Annotated in this window: 18 protein-coding genes; 11 read left to right on the top strand and 7 right to left on the bottom strand. The window is 54.5% G+C overall.

Annotation, left to right across the window (positions count from 1 at the left end):
- Positions 1 to 24: 24 nt before the first annotated feature.
- Genes MVO87_RS07920 through MVO87_RS07910 form a run of 3 tightly spaced genes read right to left on the bottom strand, consistent with a single transcriptional unit; the run spans position 25 to position 1,969 of the window.
- A complete protein-coding gene (locus MVO87_RS07920) occupies positions 25 to 528 on the bottom strand; it encodes a 4Fe-4S dicluster domain-containing protein (RefSeq protein ID WP_297515633.1) in 504 nt (167 codons plus the stop codon).
- Positions 525 to 1,586, bottom strand: coding sequence for an FAD-dependent oxidoreductase (locus tag MVO87_RS07915; protein WP_297515642.1), 1,062 nt, complete (start codon positions 1,584 to 1,586; stop codon positions 525 to 527). The genes MVO87_RS07920 and MVO87_RS07915 overlap by 4 nt, the downstream gene beginning before the upstream one ends.
- A gap of 5 nt (positions 1,587 to 1,591) precedes the next feature.
- Positions 1,592 to 1,969 (bottom strand): 4Fe-4S dicluster domain-containing protein, encoded by a 378-nt coding sequence (locus tag MVO87_RS07910; protein WP_297515636.1) that lies wholly within the window; start codon positions 1,967 to 1,969, stop codon positions 1,592 to 1,594.
- Positions 1,970 to 2,178: 209 nt separating this feature from the next.
- Here MVO87_RS07910 and MVO87_RS07905 point away from each other — a divergent pair, with 209 nt between their 5' ends.
- From MVO87_RS07905 to MVO87_RS07880, 6 genes are all read left to right on the top strand, one after another.
- Positions 2,179 to 2,883, top strand: coding sequence for an alcohol dehydrogenase catalytic domain-containing protein (locus MVO87_RS07905; RefSeq protein ID WP_297552804.1), 705 nt, complete (start codon positions 2,179 to 2,181; stop codon positions 2,881 to 2,883).
- Positions 2,832 to 3,242: a zinc-binding dehydrogenase gene (locus MVO87_RS07900; RefSeq protein ID WP_297552835.1), complete on the top strand. Its 411-nt coding sequence runs from the start codon at positions 2,832 to 2,834 to the stop codon at positions 3,240 to 3,242. Before MVO87_RS07905 ends, MVO87_RS07900 begins: the two co-directional genes overlap by 52 nt.
- A gap of 154 nt (positions 3,243 to 3,396) precedes the next feature.
- Positions 3,397 to 3,627 (top strand): TRAM domain-containing RNA chaperone, encoded by a 231-nt coding sequence (locus MVO87_RS07895; RefSeq protein WP_042692243.1) that lies wholly within the window; start codon positions 3,397 to 3,399, stop codon positions 3,625 to 3,627.
- Positions 3,628 to 3,702: 75 nt separating this feature from the next.
- Positions 3,703 to 4,983 carry a tRNA (N(6)-L-threonylcarbamoyladenosine(37)-C(2))-methylthiotransferase gene (locus MVO87_RS07890; RefSeq protein ID WP_297514472.1) on the top strand — a complete coding sequence of 427 codons (1,281 nt, stop codon included), beginning with the start codon at positions 3,703 to 3,705 and terminating at the stop codon, positions 4,981 to 4,983.
- 152 nt (positions 4,984 to 5,135) lie between these two features.
- Complete coding sequence (locus tag MVO87_RS07885; RefSeq protein ID WP_297514468.1) at positions 5,136 to 5,567, top strand: hypothetical protein; 432 nt, start codon at positions 5,136 to 5,138, stop codon at positions 5,565 to 5,567.
- 68 nt (positions 5,568 to 5,635) lie between these two features.
- Positions 5,636 to 6,199 carry a signal peptidase I gene (locus MVO87_RS07880; protein ID WP_297552802.1) on the top strand — a complete coding sequence of 188 codons (564 nt, stop codon included), beginning with the start codon at positions 5,636 to 5,638 and terminating at the stop codon, positions 6,197 to 6,199.
- Here the strand turns inward: MVO87_RS07880 and MVO87_RS07875 are convergent.
- Positions 6,196 to 6,552 carry a cupin domain-containing protein gene (locus MVO87_RS07875; protein ID WP_297514462.1) on the bottom strand — a complete coding sequence of 119 codons (357 nt, stop codon included), beginning with the start codon at positions 6,550 to 6,552 and terminating at the stop codon, positions 6,196 to 6,198. The genes MVO87_RS07880 and MVO87_RS07875 overlap by 4 nt on opposite strands.
- A gap of 83 nt (positions 6,553 to 6,635) precedes the next feature.
- On the opposite strand from MVO87_RS07875, the gene MVO87_RS07870 reads away from it, so the two are divergent.
- From MVO87_RS07870 to MVO87_RS07860, 3 genes are all read left to right on the top strand, one after another.
- Positions 6,636 to 8,264, top strand: coding sequence for a metallophosphoesterase family protein (locus MVO87_RS07870; protein ID WP_297514459.1), 1,629 nt, complete (start codon positions 6,636 to 6,638; stop codon positions 8,262 to 8,264).
- A gap of 107 nt (positions 8,265 to 8,371) precedes the next feature.
- Complete coding sequence (locus tag MVO87_RS07865; RefSeq protein ID WP_297514479.1) at positions 8,372 to 9,583, top strand: inorganic phosphate transporter; 1,212 nt, start codon at positions 8,372 to 8,374, stop codon at positions 9,581 to 9,583.
- 4 nt (positions 9,584 to 9,587) lie between these two features.
- Positions 9,588 to 10,262: a TIGR00153 family protein gene (locus tag MVO87_RS07860; protein ID WP_297514456.1), complete on the top strand. Its 675-nt coding sequence runs from the start codon at positions 9,588 to 9,590 to the stop codon at positions 10,260 to 10,262.
- A 71-nt stretch (positions 10,263 to 10,333) separates the two neighbouring features.
- Here MVO87_RS07860 and MVO87_RS07855 read toward each other — a convergent pair whose 3' ends face one another.
- Positions 10,334 to 10,561 (bottom strand): Lrp/AsnC family transcriptional regulator, encoded by a 228-nt coding sequence (locus MVO87_RS07855; protein WP_014122803.1) that lies wholly within the window; start codon positions 10,559 to 10,561, stop codon positions 10,334 to 10,336.
- 49 nt (positions 10,562 to 10,610) lie between these two features.
- On the opposite strand from MVO87_RS07855, the gene MVO87_RS07850 reads away from it, so the two are divergent.
- Positions 10,611 to 11,261 carry a phosphotransferase gene (locus tag MVO87_RS07850; protein ID WP_297552800.1) on the top strand — a complete coding sequence of 217 codons (651 nt, stop codon included), beginning with the start codon at positions 10,611 to 10,613 and terminating at the stop codon, positions 11,259 to 11,261.
- On the opposite strand, the gene MVO87_RS07845 is transcribed toward MVO87_RS07850, so the two are convergent.
- Complete coding sequence (locus tag MVO87_RS07845; RefSeq protein WP_297514768.1) at positions 11,229 to 11,555, bottom strand: hypothetical protein; 327 nt, start codon at positions 11,553 to 11,555, stop codon at positions 11,229 to 11,231. The genes MVO87_RS07850 and MVO87_RS07845 overlap by 33 nt on opposite strands.
- A gap of 117 nt (positions 11,556 to 11,672) precedes the next feature.
- Here MVO87_RS07845 and MVO87_RS07840 point away from each other — a divergent pair, with 117 nt between their 5' ends.
- The gene (locus MVO87_RS07840) at positions 11,673 to 13,544 is read left to right on the top strand and encodes an alpha/beta hydrolase family protein (protein WP_297514771.1); all 1,872 of its coding nucleotides are present in this window, start codon (positions 11,673 to 11,675) and stop codon (positions 13,542 to 13,544) included.
- Here the strand turns inward: MVO87_RS07840 and MVO87_RS07835 are convergent.
- Positions 13,525 to 14,226, bottom strand: a complete 702-nt coding sequence (locus MVO87_RS07835; protein WP_297514774.1) for a hypothetical protein — start codon at positions 14,224 to 14,226, stop codon at positions 13,525 to 13,527. The two genes, MVO87_RS07840 and MVO87_RS07835, sit on opposite strands and share 20 nt — an antisense overlap.
- Positions 14,227 to 14,364 lie beyond the last annotated feature (138 nt).

Raw genomic sequence — 14,364 nt, 5'->3', positions numbered from 1 at the left:
AGAGAAATGGTTATCTAAAGGCTTTCAGGGTAGCCTCCCAACCCCCTCGAGCGGTATTGTTGACATCCTCTCCCTCGCTATCTTTTCGGCCGTCCTGCGCCTTATTTCGTCCTCGATTTCCTCGGGCTTTCCAAAGAATATTGCCTCGGCAGGACACATCTCACTGCACGCGGGGGCCATTCCGAGCTTTCTCCTGTCGGCGCACATGTCGCACTTGGTCATGACCTTGAGCTTCACGTCAAAGGTTGGGACGCCAAAGGGGCAGACGGCCAGGCACATCATACAGCCTATGCACTTGTCCGGGTCTATTATAACCGCCCCGTCGTAGTCCTTGAATATCGCTCCAGAGGGACAGACGTCCATACAGGGGGCCTTTTCGCAATGTCTGCAGGTTATTGGAATCGGAATGCCCGTTACCGTGTAGTAGACCCTTATGTTGGGCTTTCCGTGATGGATGAACTCGCACACTCCCTCACAGGTTTCACAACCGATGCAGAGGCTGTAATCCACGTGGAGAATCCTCCTCATTCTCTCACCTCCATAAGCCAGTAGTGGAGGCTCTCGGCCGCGTACAGGCCGTCCTTCACGGCCCTTCCAACCTTCGAGGGCCCGAGCACAACATCGCCGGCCGCGAAGACGCCTTCCCTGCTCGTCATGTGCCTGCTGTCAACGACTATCCTCCCCTTCCTATCGAGGGCTATCCCCGTGTCCTTGGCAAAGGGAGGAGTTGGCATCTGGCCAACTGCACAGACCACGTAGTCAACCTCAATCTGGAAGTTCGAGCCCTCGATGGGTATTGGCCTTCTCCTTCCCGTCTCGTCGGGCTCGCTCAGCTTCGTCTTGACGAGCTCTATGGCCCTGACCTTCCCGTTCTCGCCGATTATCCTCACGGGCATCGTCCTCTCGAGCCACTTCACGCCTCTCTGCTGGAGGAGGTTTATCTCGTAGGCTCCAGCTGGGGCCTCGCGAATGGTCCTGCGGTAGCTGAGGTAGACCTTCTCGGCCCCAAGGTTGACGCTCTCCAGGGCAGCGTCAACGGCCGTGTGTCCCGCCCCTATGACGATGACTCTCTTTCCCTCCACGGGGGGCACCTTGTCCCAGTCCATGTGCCCGAGCTTGGCGCTCTTGATTTTGAACAGGTATTCGAGGGCTGGGAAGACCCCCTCGAGGTCGGAACCCGGTATGGTTGGCACGTAGGCGTTCCACGTTCCCGTCGCTATCAGAACCGCGTCGTAGTTCTTCACAATGTCCTCGAACTCTATCCTCCTCTCCACGAAGTCGTCGCCGTTCTCGTGTGGATTGCCGAAGCACACCTTTGTCCTCGGGAAGAACTTTACCCCGAAGGCGTTTTCCAGCCTCTCACAGCCGTCCCTTACCCTGTAAATCGGAATCCTGAACTCTGGAATGCCGAAGAGCATCAGCCCCCCTGGCTCTGGGAGCTTGTCGTAGACGTGAACCTCGTGCCCCTGGCAGACGAGGTAGCCAGCCGCGGCGAGGCCGGCCGGTCCGGCACCGATTATTGCGACATTCTTTCCAGTAGGCTCGGGTTTCTCCCGGCACAGGAAGGCGAAGTTCATACCTTTCATCTTCATCACCTCACGTAGGCTTCATAACTTCGGGCCACGTCAAATATCCGCTTCCTCTTGCAATCATCGCAAAGGTAGACGAGCGTATCATCCTCACCGGCTTCCCTGAGCTTTGAGGCCATGTATCCGGCCTCTTTGACGGTGTACGGAAGTTTCCTGCCGCAGGCCCGACAGCGGGCGAACTCAAAGGTGAGCGTCACCCCATCTGGAATGCCCCTTATGGCCCCCAGGGGGCACGCTTCGTTGCACTCAAACCCACAGCTACCGCACCTCTCGGGCTCAAAGGTTATCCTGCGAGTGCTGTCGTTTACGATTGTTATTGCATTGAAGGGGCATGCTTCGGCACAGAGCCCACATCCTATGCACTTCTCAACCTTCAGCACGTTTATCCCCTCTCTGGCCCATATTGAACTTTTCAGTGCTTTTATGCCCATATTTTTGTTGGATTCGTTTTCTGTACACTGAAATTTCCATTATCGGGGTTAAAAAGCGTTTTTTGAACCGCTTTTACTGAACCAAAGGTGTCCAACGAAGCGTTGGAGAAAAGGAATTAAGTCAATGCATCCCTTGTCACGCACCTGAGGTGCATGAAATGCTCGCGGTCAGATGGCACGGAAGGAGGGACCTGAGGCTTGAGGACATCCCCGAGCCCCAGCTTAAGCCGGGTTTCATCAAAATCAAAGTGAAGGCCTGTGGAATATGCGGAACCGACCTGAACGAGTACCTCAACGGACCGATTTTCATACCCACAGAGGGGCCCCACCCTCTCACCGGCAGAACCGCTCCAGTAACGATAGGGCACGAGTTCGCTGGGGAAGTCGTTGAGATTGGTGAAGGCGTTAAGGGCTTTGAAGTCGGGGACAGAGTTGCTATCTTTCCGGTAATCCACTGCGGTGAGTGCTACTTCTGCAGGAGGGGAATGGAGAACCTCTGCGTGAACTTTGGAGTTACGGGCCTCAGCGAGGACGGGGGTTTTGCCGAGTACGCCCTGGTCAGACCATATCAGGCCTACAAAATCCCCGAAAGCGTTTCGTTCGAGGAGGCCGCGTTGGTCGAGCCTCTCTCAGTCGGGCTGAGGGCGGTCAAAAAGGCCGGCCTGTTACCGGGGGACAGCGTGGTGATAATAGGAGCGGGTCCGATAGGCCTCAGCGTGCTCCTCGTTGCGAGGGCCTCCGGGGCGGGAAAGGTAATCGTCGTGGAGCCCTCAAAGGTGAGACGGAAAAGGCCCTCGAGCTTGGTGCTGATATTGCAATCGACCCGAGCGGCAGGAGCACGGAGGAAGTCGTTGATGAGATAGTGGGCGAAACTGAACTCGGAGCCGACGTCAGCTTCGAGTGCGTTGGGCTCAACGAAACTTTCAAGACGGCCGTCGAGAGCATAAGGAAAGGCGGGAGGGCCGTTATCCTGGGGGTTTTCAAGTGCCTGACGTCCTTCAACGCAAAAGGCCTCGTCGTTGGGGAGAAGAGTATAGTGGGCTCGGTTTCCCACAGCGCGGATGACTTCTGCAGGGGAATTTCCCTCATTGCATCCGGGAGGGTTGACGTTGGGCCCATGATAACCTCAAGAGTTGGGCTTGAGGAGATAATCGAGAGGGGCTTTGAGGAGCTTGCGAAGAACAGGGAGGGGCACGTTAAGATACTGGCCGTGATGAACTAATGGTGTTGGAATGGACTGGTAAGGTTATTCTTTGAGATTTTTTGTTAAGCGAATGAACGATGCAAACCTTTATATACCCTCGAACCTACTTCCCAACGGGACTCTTCTCGGAGTCTTTCGGGAAGGTTCCAGAAATGTGTAGGTTGTGTTGTGTATGTACGGAGACAGGTTTGGTGGATATGGAAGGGACTACGGAAACGAGGCCCCTGTTAAGGTTGGAGAGCGCTACACCGTCAAGATTGAGAGCCTTGGTAAGGGCGGCGATGGAATCGCCAAGATTCAGGGCTTCGTGATATTCGTCCCGAACACCCAGGTCGGAGACGAGGTTGAGATTGTGATTAACTCCGTCAAGAGGAAGTTCGCCTTCGCCTCGGTCATCGAGTGATTCTTTTCCCTTTCCTAATCTTATTCCCAGTTCTGAACCATATATTTTTTAAGGCCCTCCCTGGAGCGCCCACCGATGGTTAAAGTTCACGTCGAGAGCTACGGTTGCTCAAGGAACAAGGCAGACGGCGAAATAATGGAGGCCCTTCTTCTGAAAGCGGGCCACGAGTTAGTCGAGACTCCGGAGCAGGCTGATTACGTCGTCGTCAACACCTGTGCGGTTAAAGACCCGACCGAGCTCAAGATGGCGAAGAGGATTAGGGAGCTCCTCGATTCTGGAAAGAAAGTAATTGTTACTGGATGTCTCGTCCACGTTAACCCCGGTGCAATAGACCCGCGCGTCTCGGGGATTTTAGGCGTTAAGAGCATAGACAGAATCGCCGAGGCGATTGAAACGGCGGAGCGCGGTGGAAAGCTCGTCAGTGTGGAAGGCTGGCGCGAGAGGAACCCTGACAAGCTCGAACTTCCCCGGTTGTGGAAGCCCGGCGTTTCCTTTGTCGTCCCGATAAGCGAAGGCTGTCTGAACGCCTGCACTTACTGCGCGACGCGCTTCGCGAGGGGCGTTTTGAAGAGCTACAAACCCGAACTCGTCGTAAAATGGGTGAAGGAAGCCATAGCGAGGGGCTACAGGGAAATTATCCTGTCGAGCGAGGACACCGGTTGCTACGGCTTCGACATTGGGACGAACTTAGCCAAGCTCCTTGACGAGATAACCTCCATAGAGGGGGAGTTTAGAGTTAGGGTCGGCATGATGAATCCCAACCACGTCCTCAAGTTCCTCGACGAGCTGATTGACGCCTATCGGGACGAGAAGGTTTACCGCTTTCTTCACCTGCCCGTCCAGAGCGGTGACAACGAGGTTCTCAGGAGGATGGGGAGAACCTACACCGCTGAGGAGTTCGAGGAGATAGTTCGTGCCTTCAGGAAGGAGATTCCGGACTTGAACCTCAACACCGACATCATCGTTGGCTTCCCGGGGGAGACTGATGAGGCATTCATGAACACGGTCGAGCTTGTGAAAAGAGTTAGGCCCGACAAGATTAACGTCTCCCGCTACTCGGCAAGGCCGGGAACGATAGCGGCAAGGTGGAAGCAGTTGCCGGGCTGGCTCGTCAAGGAGCGCTCGAGGCTTTTGCACCGCCTGAGGCTCCAGATAGCCTACGAGATGAACAGGGCCTACATCGGAAGAACCGTGGAGGTTCTCGTCCACGGGCCGGGCAAGAAAGGTGGAGTCGAAGGAAGAACCTTCAACTACAAGGAGGTAATCCTCGACTCGGGCAGTGCCGGGGAGTTCATTGAGGTCAAGGTCACTTGGGCCGGCTCCACTTACCTAAGGGGCGTTCCTGTGGAGGATTAGATTGGGGTTTTCTTGTTGGAGATTTTTCAAAAACTGCTGGTTTTAATTGTGTTCAATCTAATGCAGAAATCGAACCATTAGGGTTCATTTTAGAAAACTATTTATACCACAGCCTCCAAGTGAGAAGAGAAGCTCAAACGGAGGTGGCTTGAATGAGGAGGAACGCCAGGAAGAGGTTGCTCCCGCTTGTTTTTGCCCTTGTGCTTACCGTCGTCGGTGCGGCTTTGGCTGTCCCGCAGATTAGCGTCAAGCTCCAGCCCCTTGGCCAGGGTCAAGAGTCATATCCGAGCCAGTATGACATAACCGCCGCTGTTAACTTCTATCTCAGCAACGATGGTTCTACTGTTACTGGCGTTAAAGTGTATATTGTTGACAATGATCCGAATGTCAATGTCCAGGTAGGCGACACTGTTTATGTTCAGCTCATTGGTTCAGATGGTACCACCGTTCTTTGGTCTGGAAATGATCAGATACAGCAGGATACCAGTGGAAATCTCTACGTTGAAATTACAGGCATTAGTGTCTCAGTTGAGGAACTTAGCTCGGTTAAGGTCACCTATCAGGGCCAGGAGATAACCAGCTGATTTACCTGCCCCAACCCCCTTCTTTTTTCCAGCCTGCGAATATTTGGTGCTCAAATTAGGGTGGTAAAATGAAGAAGCGCGTGGACTGGTATTCCCTGCTTTCATACGCGCTTGCAATTTTTGTCGCGGTCGTGTTAGTCCTCCACTTCGTCTTCGGCTTCCAGTACGTCGTTATACTGACCGACTCAATGAAGCCCCACATAAACCCCGGAGACCTAGTCGTCACCAGGCCGGTTCCTCCCTCCGAGCTTCACGTCGGCGACGTGATACTCTACGAGATTCACCTCGGAAACGCCACTTACAGGATAACCCACAGGATAGTGGCAGTCAAACGTGACGATTCTGGCCGAATCTACTTCGTGACAAAGGGTGACAACCGAAGGTACACCGACCCCTGGCGCGTTTATCCTGAGCAGGTGATAGGCAAGGTTGTTCTCGTGATTCCGAAGGTTGGCATGGTCTGGTACTACACTCCTCTAATAGTCCTCCTTATCTTCCTGTTCATCGTCGGTAGCCTAGCCTACGAGATTGCCCTCATACTCCTCGAAGAAGAGCCTCCGAGGCCCAAGTGGGCCAAACCTTCACTGCTCGCAGTCAAAAGGAAAAAGCTGAAGAGGTACTACCGCCGTTAAGCCCACTCCTCCTCGGGGATGGCCTCTTTCTTGGCCGGAATGAGGCAGAGGAACTCGAAGGTGTCAGTTAGGGCTTTGTAGCCGTGGGGCTCGTTGGGCGGGACGTAGAGGAAGTTCCCGGCCTTGACGTGGTACTCTTCCTTTCCGTTGGTTATTATCCCCTCGCCCTTCATTATGAAAATCTCGTGCTCCCAGTCGTGCTGGTGTATCGGAATTTCGGCGCCCTTCTTGAGAACGAAATAGCGCATCGCGAAGTTCTTCGCTCCGAGCTTCGGAGAAACGAGCCACCTTATCGTCACACCCTCAAAACCGGTGTCCTTCTCGGGGACCTCCTTGTAGTGTCCGACGAACATAATACCACCAATTGCCTTCGGGCGGTTTTGTATTTAAACCTTCACGCTTTTAAGGCTAACACAGAGTTTTGACGGGTGGTTGCATGAGGCGTTTGATTGCACTTGCCTTGGTTCTCGTTGTTCTAGTTAGTGGTTGCATAGGCTCAAACCCTGACAACGGCTCAACGACTCAAACTCCCCAGTCGAGCGGGATTAACTTCGCCAAGTATCCCACCGGGAGGGTCATCGGAAGCTGGTGGGAGCTCTTCAACGAGACGTTCTACGTCAGCGACGGCTACGAGGGTCTGGTTAAGCACTACTTCCCGAACGCAAAGGTCGAGCCCTTCTCCCAGTTCAAGGGAAGCGGGATAGTCGTTCTCTCGCCCGGGGACGAGGTTAAGTCTAGGATACTCTTCGGAAAACCCGTCCAGGTTCAGAGACTTGAGCCCTTCGGCTACATAGCCTACAAGCAGGGGACACACCTTCCGGGCCCCTGGCTCGGCGCAATAGCAGTTCTCAACTCCGATAAGGGCCCCCTCATGGTCGTTACTGGAACGAGCAGGGCCGGCGTCGGTGCTTCGCTCTACTTCCTTAAGGGACTCAAGGACGGAAAGCTTTCCGTTGACCCCAACGCTGTCGTTCGCTCAGGTTCCTTTGAGGGAATTCTCCTCAAGGAGTTCGGCGACGTTAACTTCAACGGAATCCCAGATAGCGATGAGCACTACGAGCTCTACCAGCTCCTCTACGATGAGCCCTTCAACTACTACTGGAGGGTCGTGAAAGGCGAGAACGTCACCGTCAGCGGCGGCTTCATAAGGCTCGTCAACGGCACGACGGTCTACATAAGAGCCCTCGGCTTCAACGTCACCGTGAAGGTTGAGAACCCGAAGAACGTCCAGCTGACATACGTCATCGAGAATGTCAACCCGGAACTCATGGTTCTCCCCGAGGGGGCCAAAGTCCTTGACAACACCACGATAGAAGTCACCACGAGTGAGCCGAGCTTGTCGATAGTGGCAAAGAACGTCAGCGAATACCGCGTCCTCGCTTTCGGCGACCACAGGCCGGCGAGCGGTGACAAGCCACCCAAGGTCTTCCTCAAGATAATGGCTGACGTCAACAACGAGAGCGGGGCCTTTGTCATAGACGGTGGCGACCTCGTTTACTCCGGCACAATCTACCAGTGGGCTGAGCTCATGAAGGTCTGGCACTGGAACAAGCCCATCTTCATAGCGGTCGGAAACCACGAGTACCAGGGCGAGGGAGTTAGCATATTCCACTACTACTTCGGCCCGACTGATTACGCCTTCAGCCTTGGAAACTATCGCTACATCTTCGCCAACGACATAAGCAACGGCTACAGCCTGACCGACGAGCAGGTCGCCTGGCTCAAGAAGCAGTTTGAAATAGCCAAGGAGCGCGGTGAGAGGCCGGTCGTCGTTATGCACGCACCGCCCTACGACCCGAGGCCCGGCGGAGACGACCACGCGATGAGCGAGGAGAGCGCGAAGGAACTCCTAAGGCTCATGAAGGAGTACAACGCCTTCGGAATCTTCAGCCACATCCACATATACTGGAACGGGACTTACGAGGGAGTTCCCTTTATCATAACCGGCGGAGGGGGCGCGCCCCTCTACGCGAAGCCCGATGAGGGTGGCTTCTACCACTACGTTGTCCTCACCATGCGGCCCAGCAAGGAAATTGACGTTAAGGTGGTTAAAGTCTCCACCTGAGCTTTTCTCTTTATTCTATTTGTGTCTATATAGAGACCTTTAGCGGGCTATATTTTATTGCGACAAGGTATTTATTTTGTGCTATTTAGTTCCGCCAGGTGGTGTTGATGGACCCCTGGTTGCTAATCACAATCCTCCTGGGTTTTGCCATGGCTTGGGCGATAGGTGCCAACGACGCCGCCAATTCGATGAGCACGGCAGTGGGAGCGAAGGCGATAACGCCAAAGCAGGCGGTGGTCATAGCCGGAGTGCTTGAGTTCACGGGTGCTTACTTCTTTGGAAAGAGCGTTACCGAGACGATAAGGAAGGGAATCCTTGACCCGAGCGGAATCACCGACCCCAACGTCCTCATTTACGGCTCGATAGCGGCCCTTTTAGCCGCGACGATTTGGCTGATAATAGCGACCAAGTTTGGACTGCCTGTTTCAACTACTCACTCAATAATCGGCGGAATAGCTGGCTACGGCATCGTTTACGCCGGGATGAGTATCGTTAACTGGGGCAAGATGGCCCAGGTGGTCCTCAGCTGGATTCTCTCCCCAATCGTCGGCGCGATAATGGCCTACATCGTCTTTAAGGCCCTCACGCGGAGCATTTTTATGAGCAGAAACCCCGTCAAAAGCGCCCGTGTGTGGTCGCCGTTCTGGATTGGGCTCGCCTTCGTGGTCATAGGGACTATGTTCTACATCAAGGTTCTCCACGGCAAAGACCTGAAGGCGGGCGTTCTCTTCTATGGAATTCCTGCCGGTTTCTTCGTTTTCCTAATTACCTACGCTCTGATACGGCTCAGGTTCCCCATAAACGACCCCTACATCGGTGTTGAGAGCATATTCCGGCGCGTTCAGGTCGTCACATCTGGCTACGTGGCTTTAGCGCACGGTGCCAACGACGTCGCGAACGCCATTGGTCCCGTCGCTGTAGTCTATGCCGTCGCGAGCATGGGAATGGCGGGCATGAAGGTTCCCGTGCCGAGGTGGATTTTGGCCCTCGGAGGTCTCGGCATAGCGGTCGGCGTCGCCACCTACGGCTACCGCGTCATGGAGACAGTTGGGAAGAAGATAACCGAGCTGACGAACACGCGCGGCTTCACGATAGACTTTTCGGCGGCAACTGTCGTCCTCTTCGCGAGCTGGCTCGGAATGCCGATTTCGACGACGCACACAGTAGTTGGTGCCGTCGTTGGCATCGGCCTGGCGAGGGGAATCAAGGCGATAAACACTTCAATCCTGAAGGACATAGTAATCTCATGGTTCGTTACCGTTCCGGTCGCAGGCCTAATCAGCGCCGTCATATTCAAGGTCTTAATGCTCGTGGGGTGATACCATGCAGGTTTGGACAAAGCTCTTCGCGAAGAGCCCCTTCAAGCCCCTGATAAAGCACGCGGAAGTGGTCATCCAGACGGTTGAAACCCTTGAGAAGGCCCTCCAGGCCTGGCATGATGGAAACACGGAGGAGATGGAGAGGCTTGCCATCGAGGTTGACAGGCTTGAGGACGTCGCCGACAGGATAAAGGAGGAAATCCGTGACTCGCTCAGCTCGAAGCTCATGATGGCGGTCTCTCGCGAGGACGTTCTCATATACCTCCACATGCAGGACAAGGTTGCCGATTCGGCCGAGGACACCGCCAAGTGGCTCCTCGTCAAGAAGTCCGTGGACGTTCCAGCGGAGATAAAGGACGTGATTCTACAGATGGGGAGGGAGAGCATAAAGGCTGCCAAGCTCGTCTATGAGGCGATAGTGCAGATGGACAGGGTTATAGAGAGCGGTTTTTCCGAGAAGGAGATAGCGAGGGAGTATGAGCTGATTCACGCCATAGAGGACGTAGAGAAGGTTATTGACGACCTGGACACGAAGCTGATGAGGCTAGTCTTCGAGAACTCGGACAGGCTCGACTGGGGCACGGGCTTCTGCATCCTGAACATAGCGAGAACGGTAAGCAACATCTCGGACAAGGCAAAGGACGCCGCCGAGAGGATAAGGCTGATGATGAACAAGTAAAATCCCCACTGTTTCCTCTTTTCATTCTGAGAAGGCTTTGCGGAGAATAATGCGAGAGAAGAACGAGAGAATCAGATGGCTATCATCGTCGAGGTCATCTGGATTTCCGGCATGCGCCTTATCTTCTCGGTTATGAACTGGTCGAGGTCTTTGAGCGTGTCCGTCTCAACTTTGACAACGAGGTCGTACTCGCCGTAAACGACGTAGGCCTCCTTAACTTCTGGCATGGCGAGAAGCTTCTCCATGACTTCCCTTTCCTTTCCAGCAGCCGTAACCATCAAAATAAAAGCCGTCACCATGGGCTATCACCAAAAATATTTAACCCGCGACCTATTTAAGCTTATCGAGATGACGTTTGAAAACATCATCTGTCGTAAGAAACTGGAGCGGTTTCTGAACCACCTTGAGGTTCTCGGGTTAAGTGAGGTCAGGCCGTTCTCCAAAGGAACCACGAGCCTCGTCTTCCTCGGCGAGTTTAAGGGGAGAAAGGCCGTCGTGAAGCTCCAGAGGCCGGATTCGCCGAGGAACAACTTCGAAAAGGAGGCAAGAATACTGAAGGTGATAGAGCCCTTCGGAATAACGCCCCCGCTCCTCTTCACGGGGGTCTTTGAGGGCCTGCCCTACCTCGTCAGGGAGTTCGCCGATGGTGAGCCCGTTCTCTACGCCGACCTCGAAAAGCGCCACCTCTTCGGGATAGCCGAGAAAACGGCCCTGCTCGACAGGCTTTACCTCGACCACGGCCAGATTCAGGGGGGCAAGCACATCATCGTCGGCGAGGGCGTTTACATCATAGACTTCGAGAAAGCTAACTGGAGGAAGCCGAACAACCTGACCTCGGCCTTTTCGATGCTCTTCGTCGGCAGGAACGCGATTTCTGAAAGGCTCTACATAAAGTTCGGTCTCGACGAGGGTTTCAGAGAGGAGGTAAAAGAAGCGCTGAGAGAGTACAAGAAGACCGGAAAGCTTTCACGCCTTCTGGACCTTCTTTCCGGCCTTTAGCCGGTCGGCGTAGAGGGCCAAGAGCGGAACGACGATGGCAAGGACTATGAGCCCAATCCTCGGGTCGAGGAAGTAGTTGAAGACGAGGATTACCACTATCGAGATGCCAATCATGAGGAACAGGTCCCTGTCGTAGAGCCTCGACTTCGCGAGGATGTTCTGTTCGCGGGCGGTGTAGGCGAGGTACGCCGGTATTCCAAAGGCCGCTATGGCTATCCCGATGTAGTTCTTCAGGACCAATGAAACGACTATTCCCACGGCTAGGATTATCGCTATGGCGCTCGTTTCCTTCATTCTCTCACCTGTCCCGGCACTATCGGCGGGCTCCTTTTAAAGGTTCCCGTGTTCATTGATGTCCATTGGAGTTAAGCTTTTATACCTCGGCGCCTATCATAACCGGGTGATAGCGTTATGAGCGGTATCGAATGGAACGAGAAGACCTTTTCTCGGTTCGCCTACGTGAACGACCCGAGGATTGAAGGCTCGAGAATAGCATACACCCTAACCAAGGTCAACATGAAGGACAATAAGTACGAGAGCACGGTGGTCGTTGAGGACCTTGAGACCGGCTCAAAGCGCTTCATAGAGAACGCCTCAATGCCGAGGCTCTCGCCCGATGGCAGAAAGATTGCCTTCACGAGGCCCAACGAGGAGAAGAAGGAAACAGAGGTCTGGGTTGCCGAGCTCGAAACGATGAGCGCCAAGAAGGTTCTCTCCGCCAAAAACATCCGCTCCCTCCAGTGGAACGACGACTCGAGGAGGCTTTTGGTGGTCGGCTTCAAGAGGCACGACGATGACGACTTCGTCTTCGACGACGACGTTCCTTTCTGGTTCGACGGCATGGGCTTCCTCGACGGCGAGAAGACGACCTTCTGGGTCCTCGACACGGAGAGCGAAGAAATCATAGAGGAGTTTGAGAAGCCCCGCTTCAGCTCGGGCCTCTGGCACGGCGATTCGATTGTAATCAACGTCCCACACAGGGAAAACGGCAAGCTAGCCCTCTTCAAGTTCTACGACATCTACCTCTGGAAGGACGGAAACGAGGAGAAGCTCTTCGAGCGCGTTTCCTTTGAGGCGGTTGATTCGGATGGAAAAGCCATTCTCCTCAGGGGCAAGATGGAGAAGAAGTTCATCAGCGAGCACGACTGGCTATATCTGTGGGACGGCGAGCTCAAGCCCGTCTACGAGGGCCCGCTCGACGTCTGGGGCGCGAAGCTCACCGGGGGCAAGGTCTACTTCCTCACTCCAGATTCGGGCAGGGTGAACCTCTGGCTCTGGGATGGTAAAGCCGAGCGCGTAGTAGCTGGCGACCACTGGATTTACGGCCTGGATGCCAGCAACGGAAAGGCCCTACTCCTCATAATGACCGCCACGAGGATAGGCGAGCTCTACCTGTACGACGGCGAGCTCAAGCAGGTCACCGACTACAACGGTCCGATATTCGCCAAACTGAAAACCTTCGAGCCGAGGCACTTCCGCTTTAGAAGCAAAGACCTGGAGATAGACGGCTGGTATCTGAAGCCCGAGCTCAAGGAGGACGAGAAGGCCCCTGTGATAGTCTTCGTCCACGGCGGGCCGAAGGGAATGTACGGACACCGCTTCGTCTACGAGATGCAGCTGATGGCGAACAAAGGTTATTACGTGGTCTACGTCAATCCGCGCGGCAGCGACGGTTACGACGAGGACTTCGCCCTTCGCGTCCTTGAGAGGACTGGCCTGGAGGACTTCGAGGACATAATGGCCGGCATAGAGGAGTTCTTCAAGCTCGAACCGCAAGCCGACAGGGAGCGCGTTGGAATAACCGGCATAAGCTACGGCGGCTTCATGACCAACTGGGCGTTAACGCAGAGCGACCTCTTCAAGGCTGGAATCAGCGAGAACGGCATAAGCTACTGGCTGACGAGCTATGCCTTCTCGGACATTGGCCTCTGGTTCGACGTCGAGGTCATCGGGCCAAACCCGCTGGAGAACGAGAACTTCAGGAAGCTAAGCCCCCTGTTCTACGCAAAGAACGTGAAGGCCCCGATTCTGCTGATACACTCGCTGGAGGACTACCGCTGTCCGCTCGACCAGAGCCTGATGTTCTACAACGTTCTGAAGGACCTTGGCAAGGAAGCTTATATAGCCGTTTTCAAGAGGGGCCCGCACGGCCACAGCATCAGGGGAAGCCCGAAGCACAGGGCGAAGCGCTACAGGCTCTTCATCGAGTTCTTCGAGAGGAAGCTCAGGAAGTATGAAGAGGGCTTTGACGTTGAGAAGGTTCTCAAGGGCGGGGAGGGCTGATTCCCAGCTCCCTCAGTTTTTCTTCCAGTATTCTTTTGCTCCCCCTGAAGTAGAAGACGCACCACCCGTTTCTGCAGGCGATTTTGAACTCTCCCTCCACGTCGTCGATGTCTCCCTTCAGCCGAGCTATCCCAACGGAACAGCCTTTGTCCCGCCAGATTTCTGGCTTCTCTGGCCTAAGCAGTCCGGCATAAAGCGCCTGTCTCAGGGTCCAGAACTCGAGGGCACAGCTTATTACTCCAAAGTGGTGGTTGTGCTCAAACAGCCTCAGGAGAAAGGCAATGTAATCGTCGTCATCTAAGTCGTAAACGGGGTTGGGAAGCTTTCTCAGAATCTCCTTCGGGACGGGTTTTCCCTCAAGGTACATGATGCCAGCCAGATAAAACGGGACGTAGGGGTCCCCAACTTCAACGATGCGGAGCCCCTTCCTTGCCTCCTCGATGAGCTCTTCTGCCCTGTTAAACCCCGCCACGGTACCCAAGAAGAGGTACTTGCCCAGGAGTTCGAGGAAGGACTCGCCTTTGTACTTCACCAGCCCCTCCATGAAGTAGTTCCTCTCGAATTCCCTTAGAACGGCCTCGAACTCCCATCTGTTCCCGTCAACTAAAGCCCTGCTTGCCCTGGCGACGAGTACCGGGTGAAGGACGTACCTTTTCCTGTCTGTAACCACTATGACCCTCATATCTTCACGGTCTCGTTGGAGTTTAAGTTATTTTCCCACCACGTAAAGTTCTCTCTTATTCAAACCTGCCCAACCCTGCATTATTTTGACACGAAAGTGTTAAAAGGGAAGTCCATCAACTGGGTTGCTACGTCAAAT

The organism is Thermococcus sp. (assembly GCF_027063845.1).
GTDB lineage: Archaea > Methanobacteriota_B > Thermococci > Thermococcales > Thermococcaceae > Thermococcus.
This window is presented reverse-complemented; position numbering and strand designations above follow the sequence as displayed.

Bases quoted from the DNA above. Each gene is read 5' to 3' on its own strand.
- MVO87_RS07920 (WP_297515633.1), bottom strand. From the start codon at position 528: ATGAGGAGGATTCTCCACGTGGATTACAGCCTCTGCATCGGTTGTGAA.
- MVO87_RS07915 (WP_297515642.1), bottom strand. From the start codon at position 1,586: ATGAAAGGTATGAACTTCGCCTTCCTGTGCCGGGAGAAACCCGAGCCT.
- MVO87_RS07905 (WP_297552804.1), top strand. From the start codon at position 2,179: ATGCTCGCGGTCAGATGGCACGGAAGGAGGGACCTGAGGCTTGAGGAC.
- MVO87_RS07895 (WP_042692243.1), top strand. From the start codon at position 3,397: ATGTACGGAGACAGGTTTGGTGGATATGGAAGGGACTACGGAAACGAG.
- MVO87_RS07890 (WP_297514472.1), top strand. From the start codon at position 3,703: ATGGTTAAAGTTCACGTCGAGAGCTACGGTTGCTCAAGGAACAAGGCA.
- MVO87_RS07885 (WP_297514468.1), top strand. From the start codon at position 5,136: ATGAGGAGGAACGCCAGGAAGAGGTTGCTCCCGCTTGTTTTTGCCCTT.
- MVO87_RS07880 (WP_297552802.1), top strand. From the start codon at position 5,636: ATGAAGAAGCGCGTGGACTGGTATTCCCTGCTTTCATACGCGCTTGCA.
- MVO87_RS07875 (WP_297514462.1), bottom strand. From the start codon at position 6,552: ATGTTCGTCGGACACTACAAGGAGGTCCCCGAGAAGGACACCGGTTTT.
- MVO87_RS07870 (WP_297514459.1), top strand. From the start codon at position 6,636: ATGAGGCGTTTGATTGCACTTGCCTTGGTTCTCGTTGTTCTAGTTAGT.
- MVO87_RS07865 (WP_297514479.1), top strand. From the start codon at position 8,372: ATGGACCCCTGGTTGCTAATCACAATCCTCCTGGGTTTTGCCATGGCT.
- MVO87_RS07860 (WP_297514456.1), top strand. From the start codon at position 9,588: ATGCAGGTTTGGACAAAGCTCTTCGCGAAGAGCCCCTTCAAGCCCCTG.
- MVO87_RS07855 (WP_014122803.1), bottom strand. From the start codon at position 10,561: ATGGTGACGGCTTTTATTTTGATGGTTACGGCTGCTGGAAAGGAAAGG.
- MVO87_RS07850 (WP_297552800.1), top strand. From the start codon at position 10,611: ATGACGTTTGAAAACATCATCTGTCGTAAGAAACTGGAGCGGTTTCTG.
- MVO87_RS07845 (WP_297514768.1), bottom strand. From the start codon at position 11,555: ATGAAGGAAACGAGCGCCATAGCGATAATCCTAGCCGTGGGAATAGTC.
- MVO87_RS07840 (WP_297514771.1), top strand. From the start codon at position 11,673: ATGAGCGGTATCGAATGGAACGAGAAGACCTTTTCTCGGTTCGCCTAC.
- MVO87_RS07835 (WP_297514774.1), bottom strand. From the start codon at position 14,226: ATGAGGGTCATAGTGGTTACAGACAGGAAAAGGTACGTCCTTCACCCG.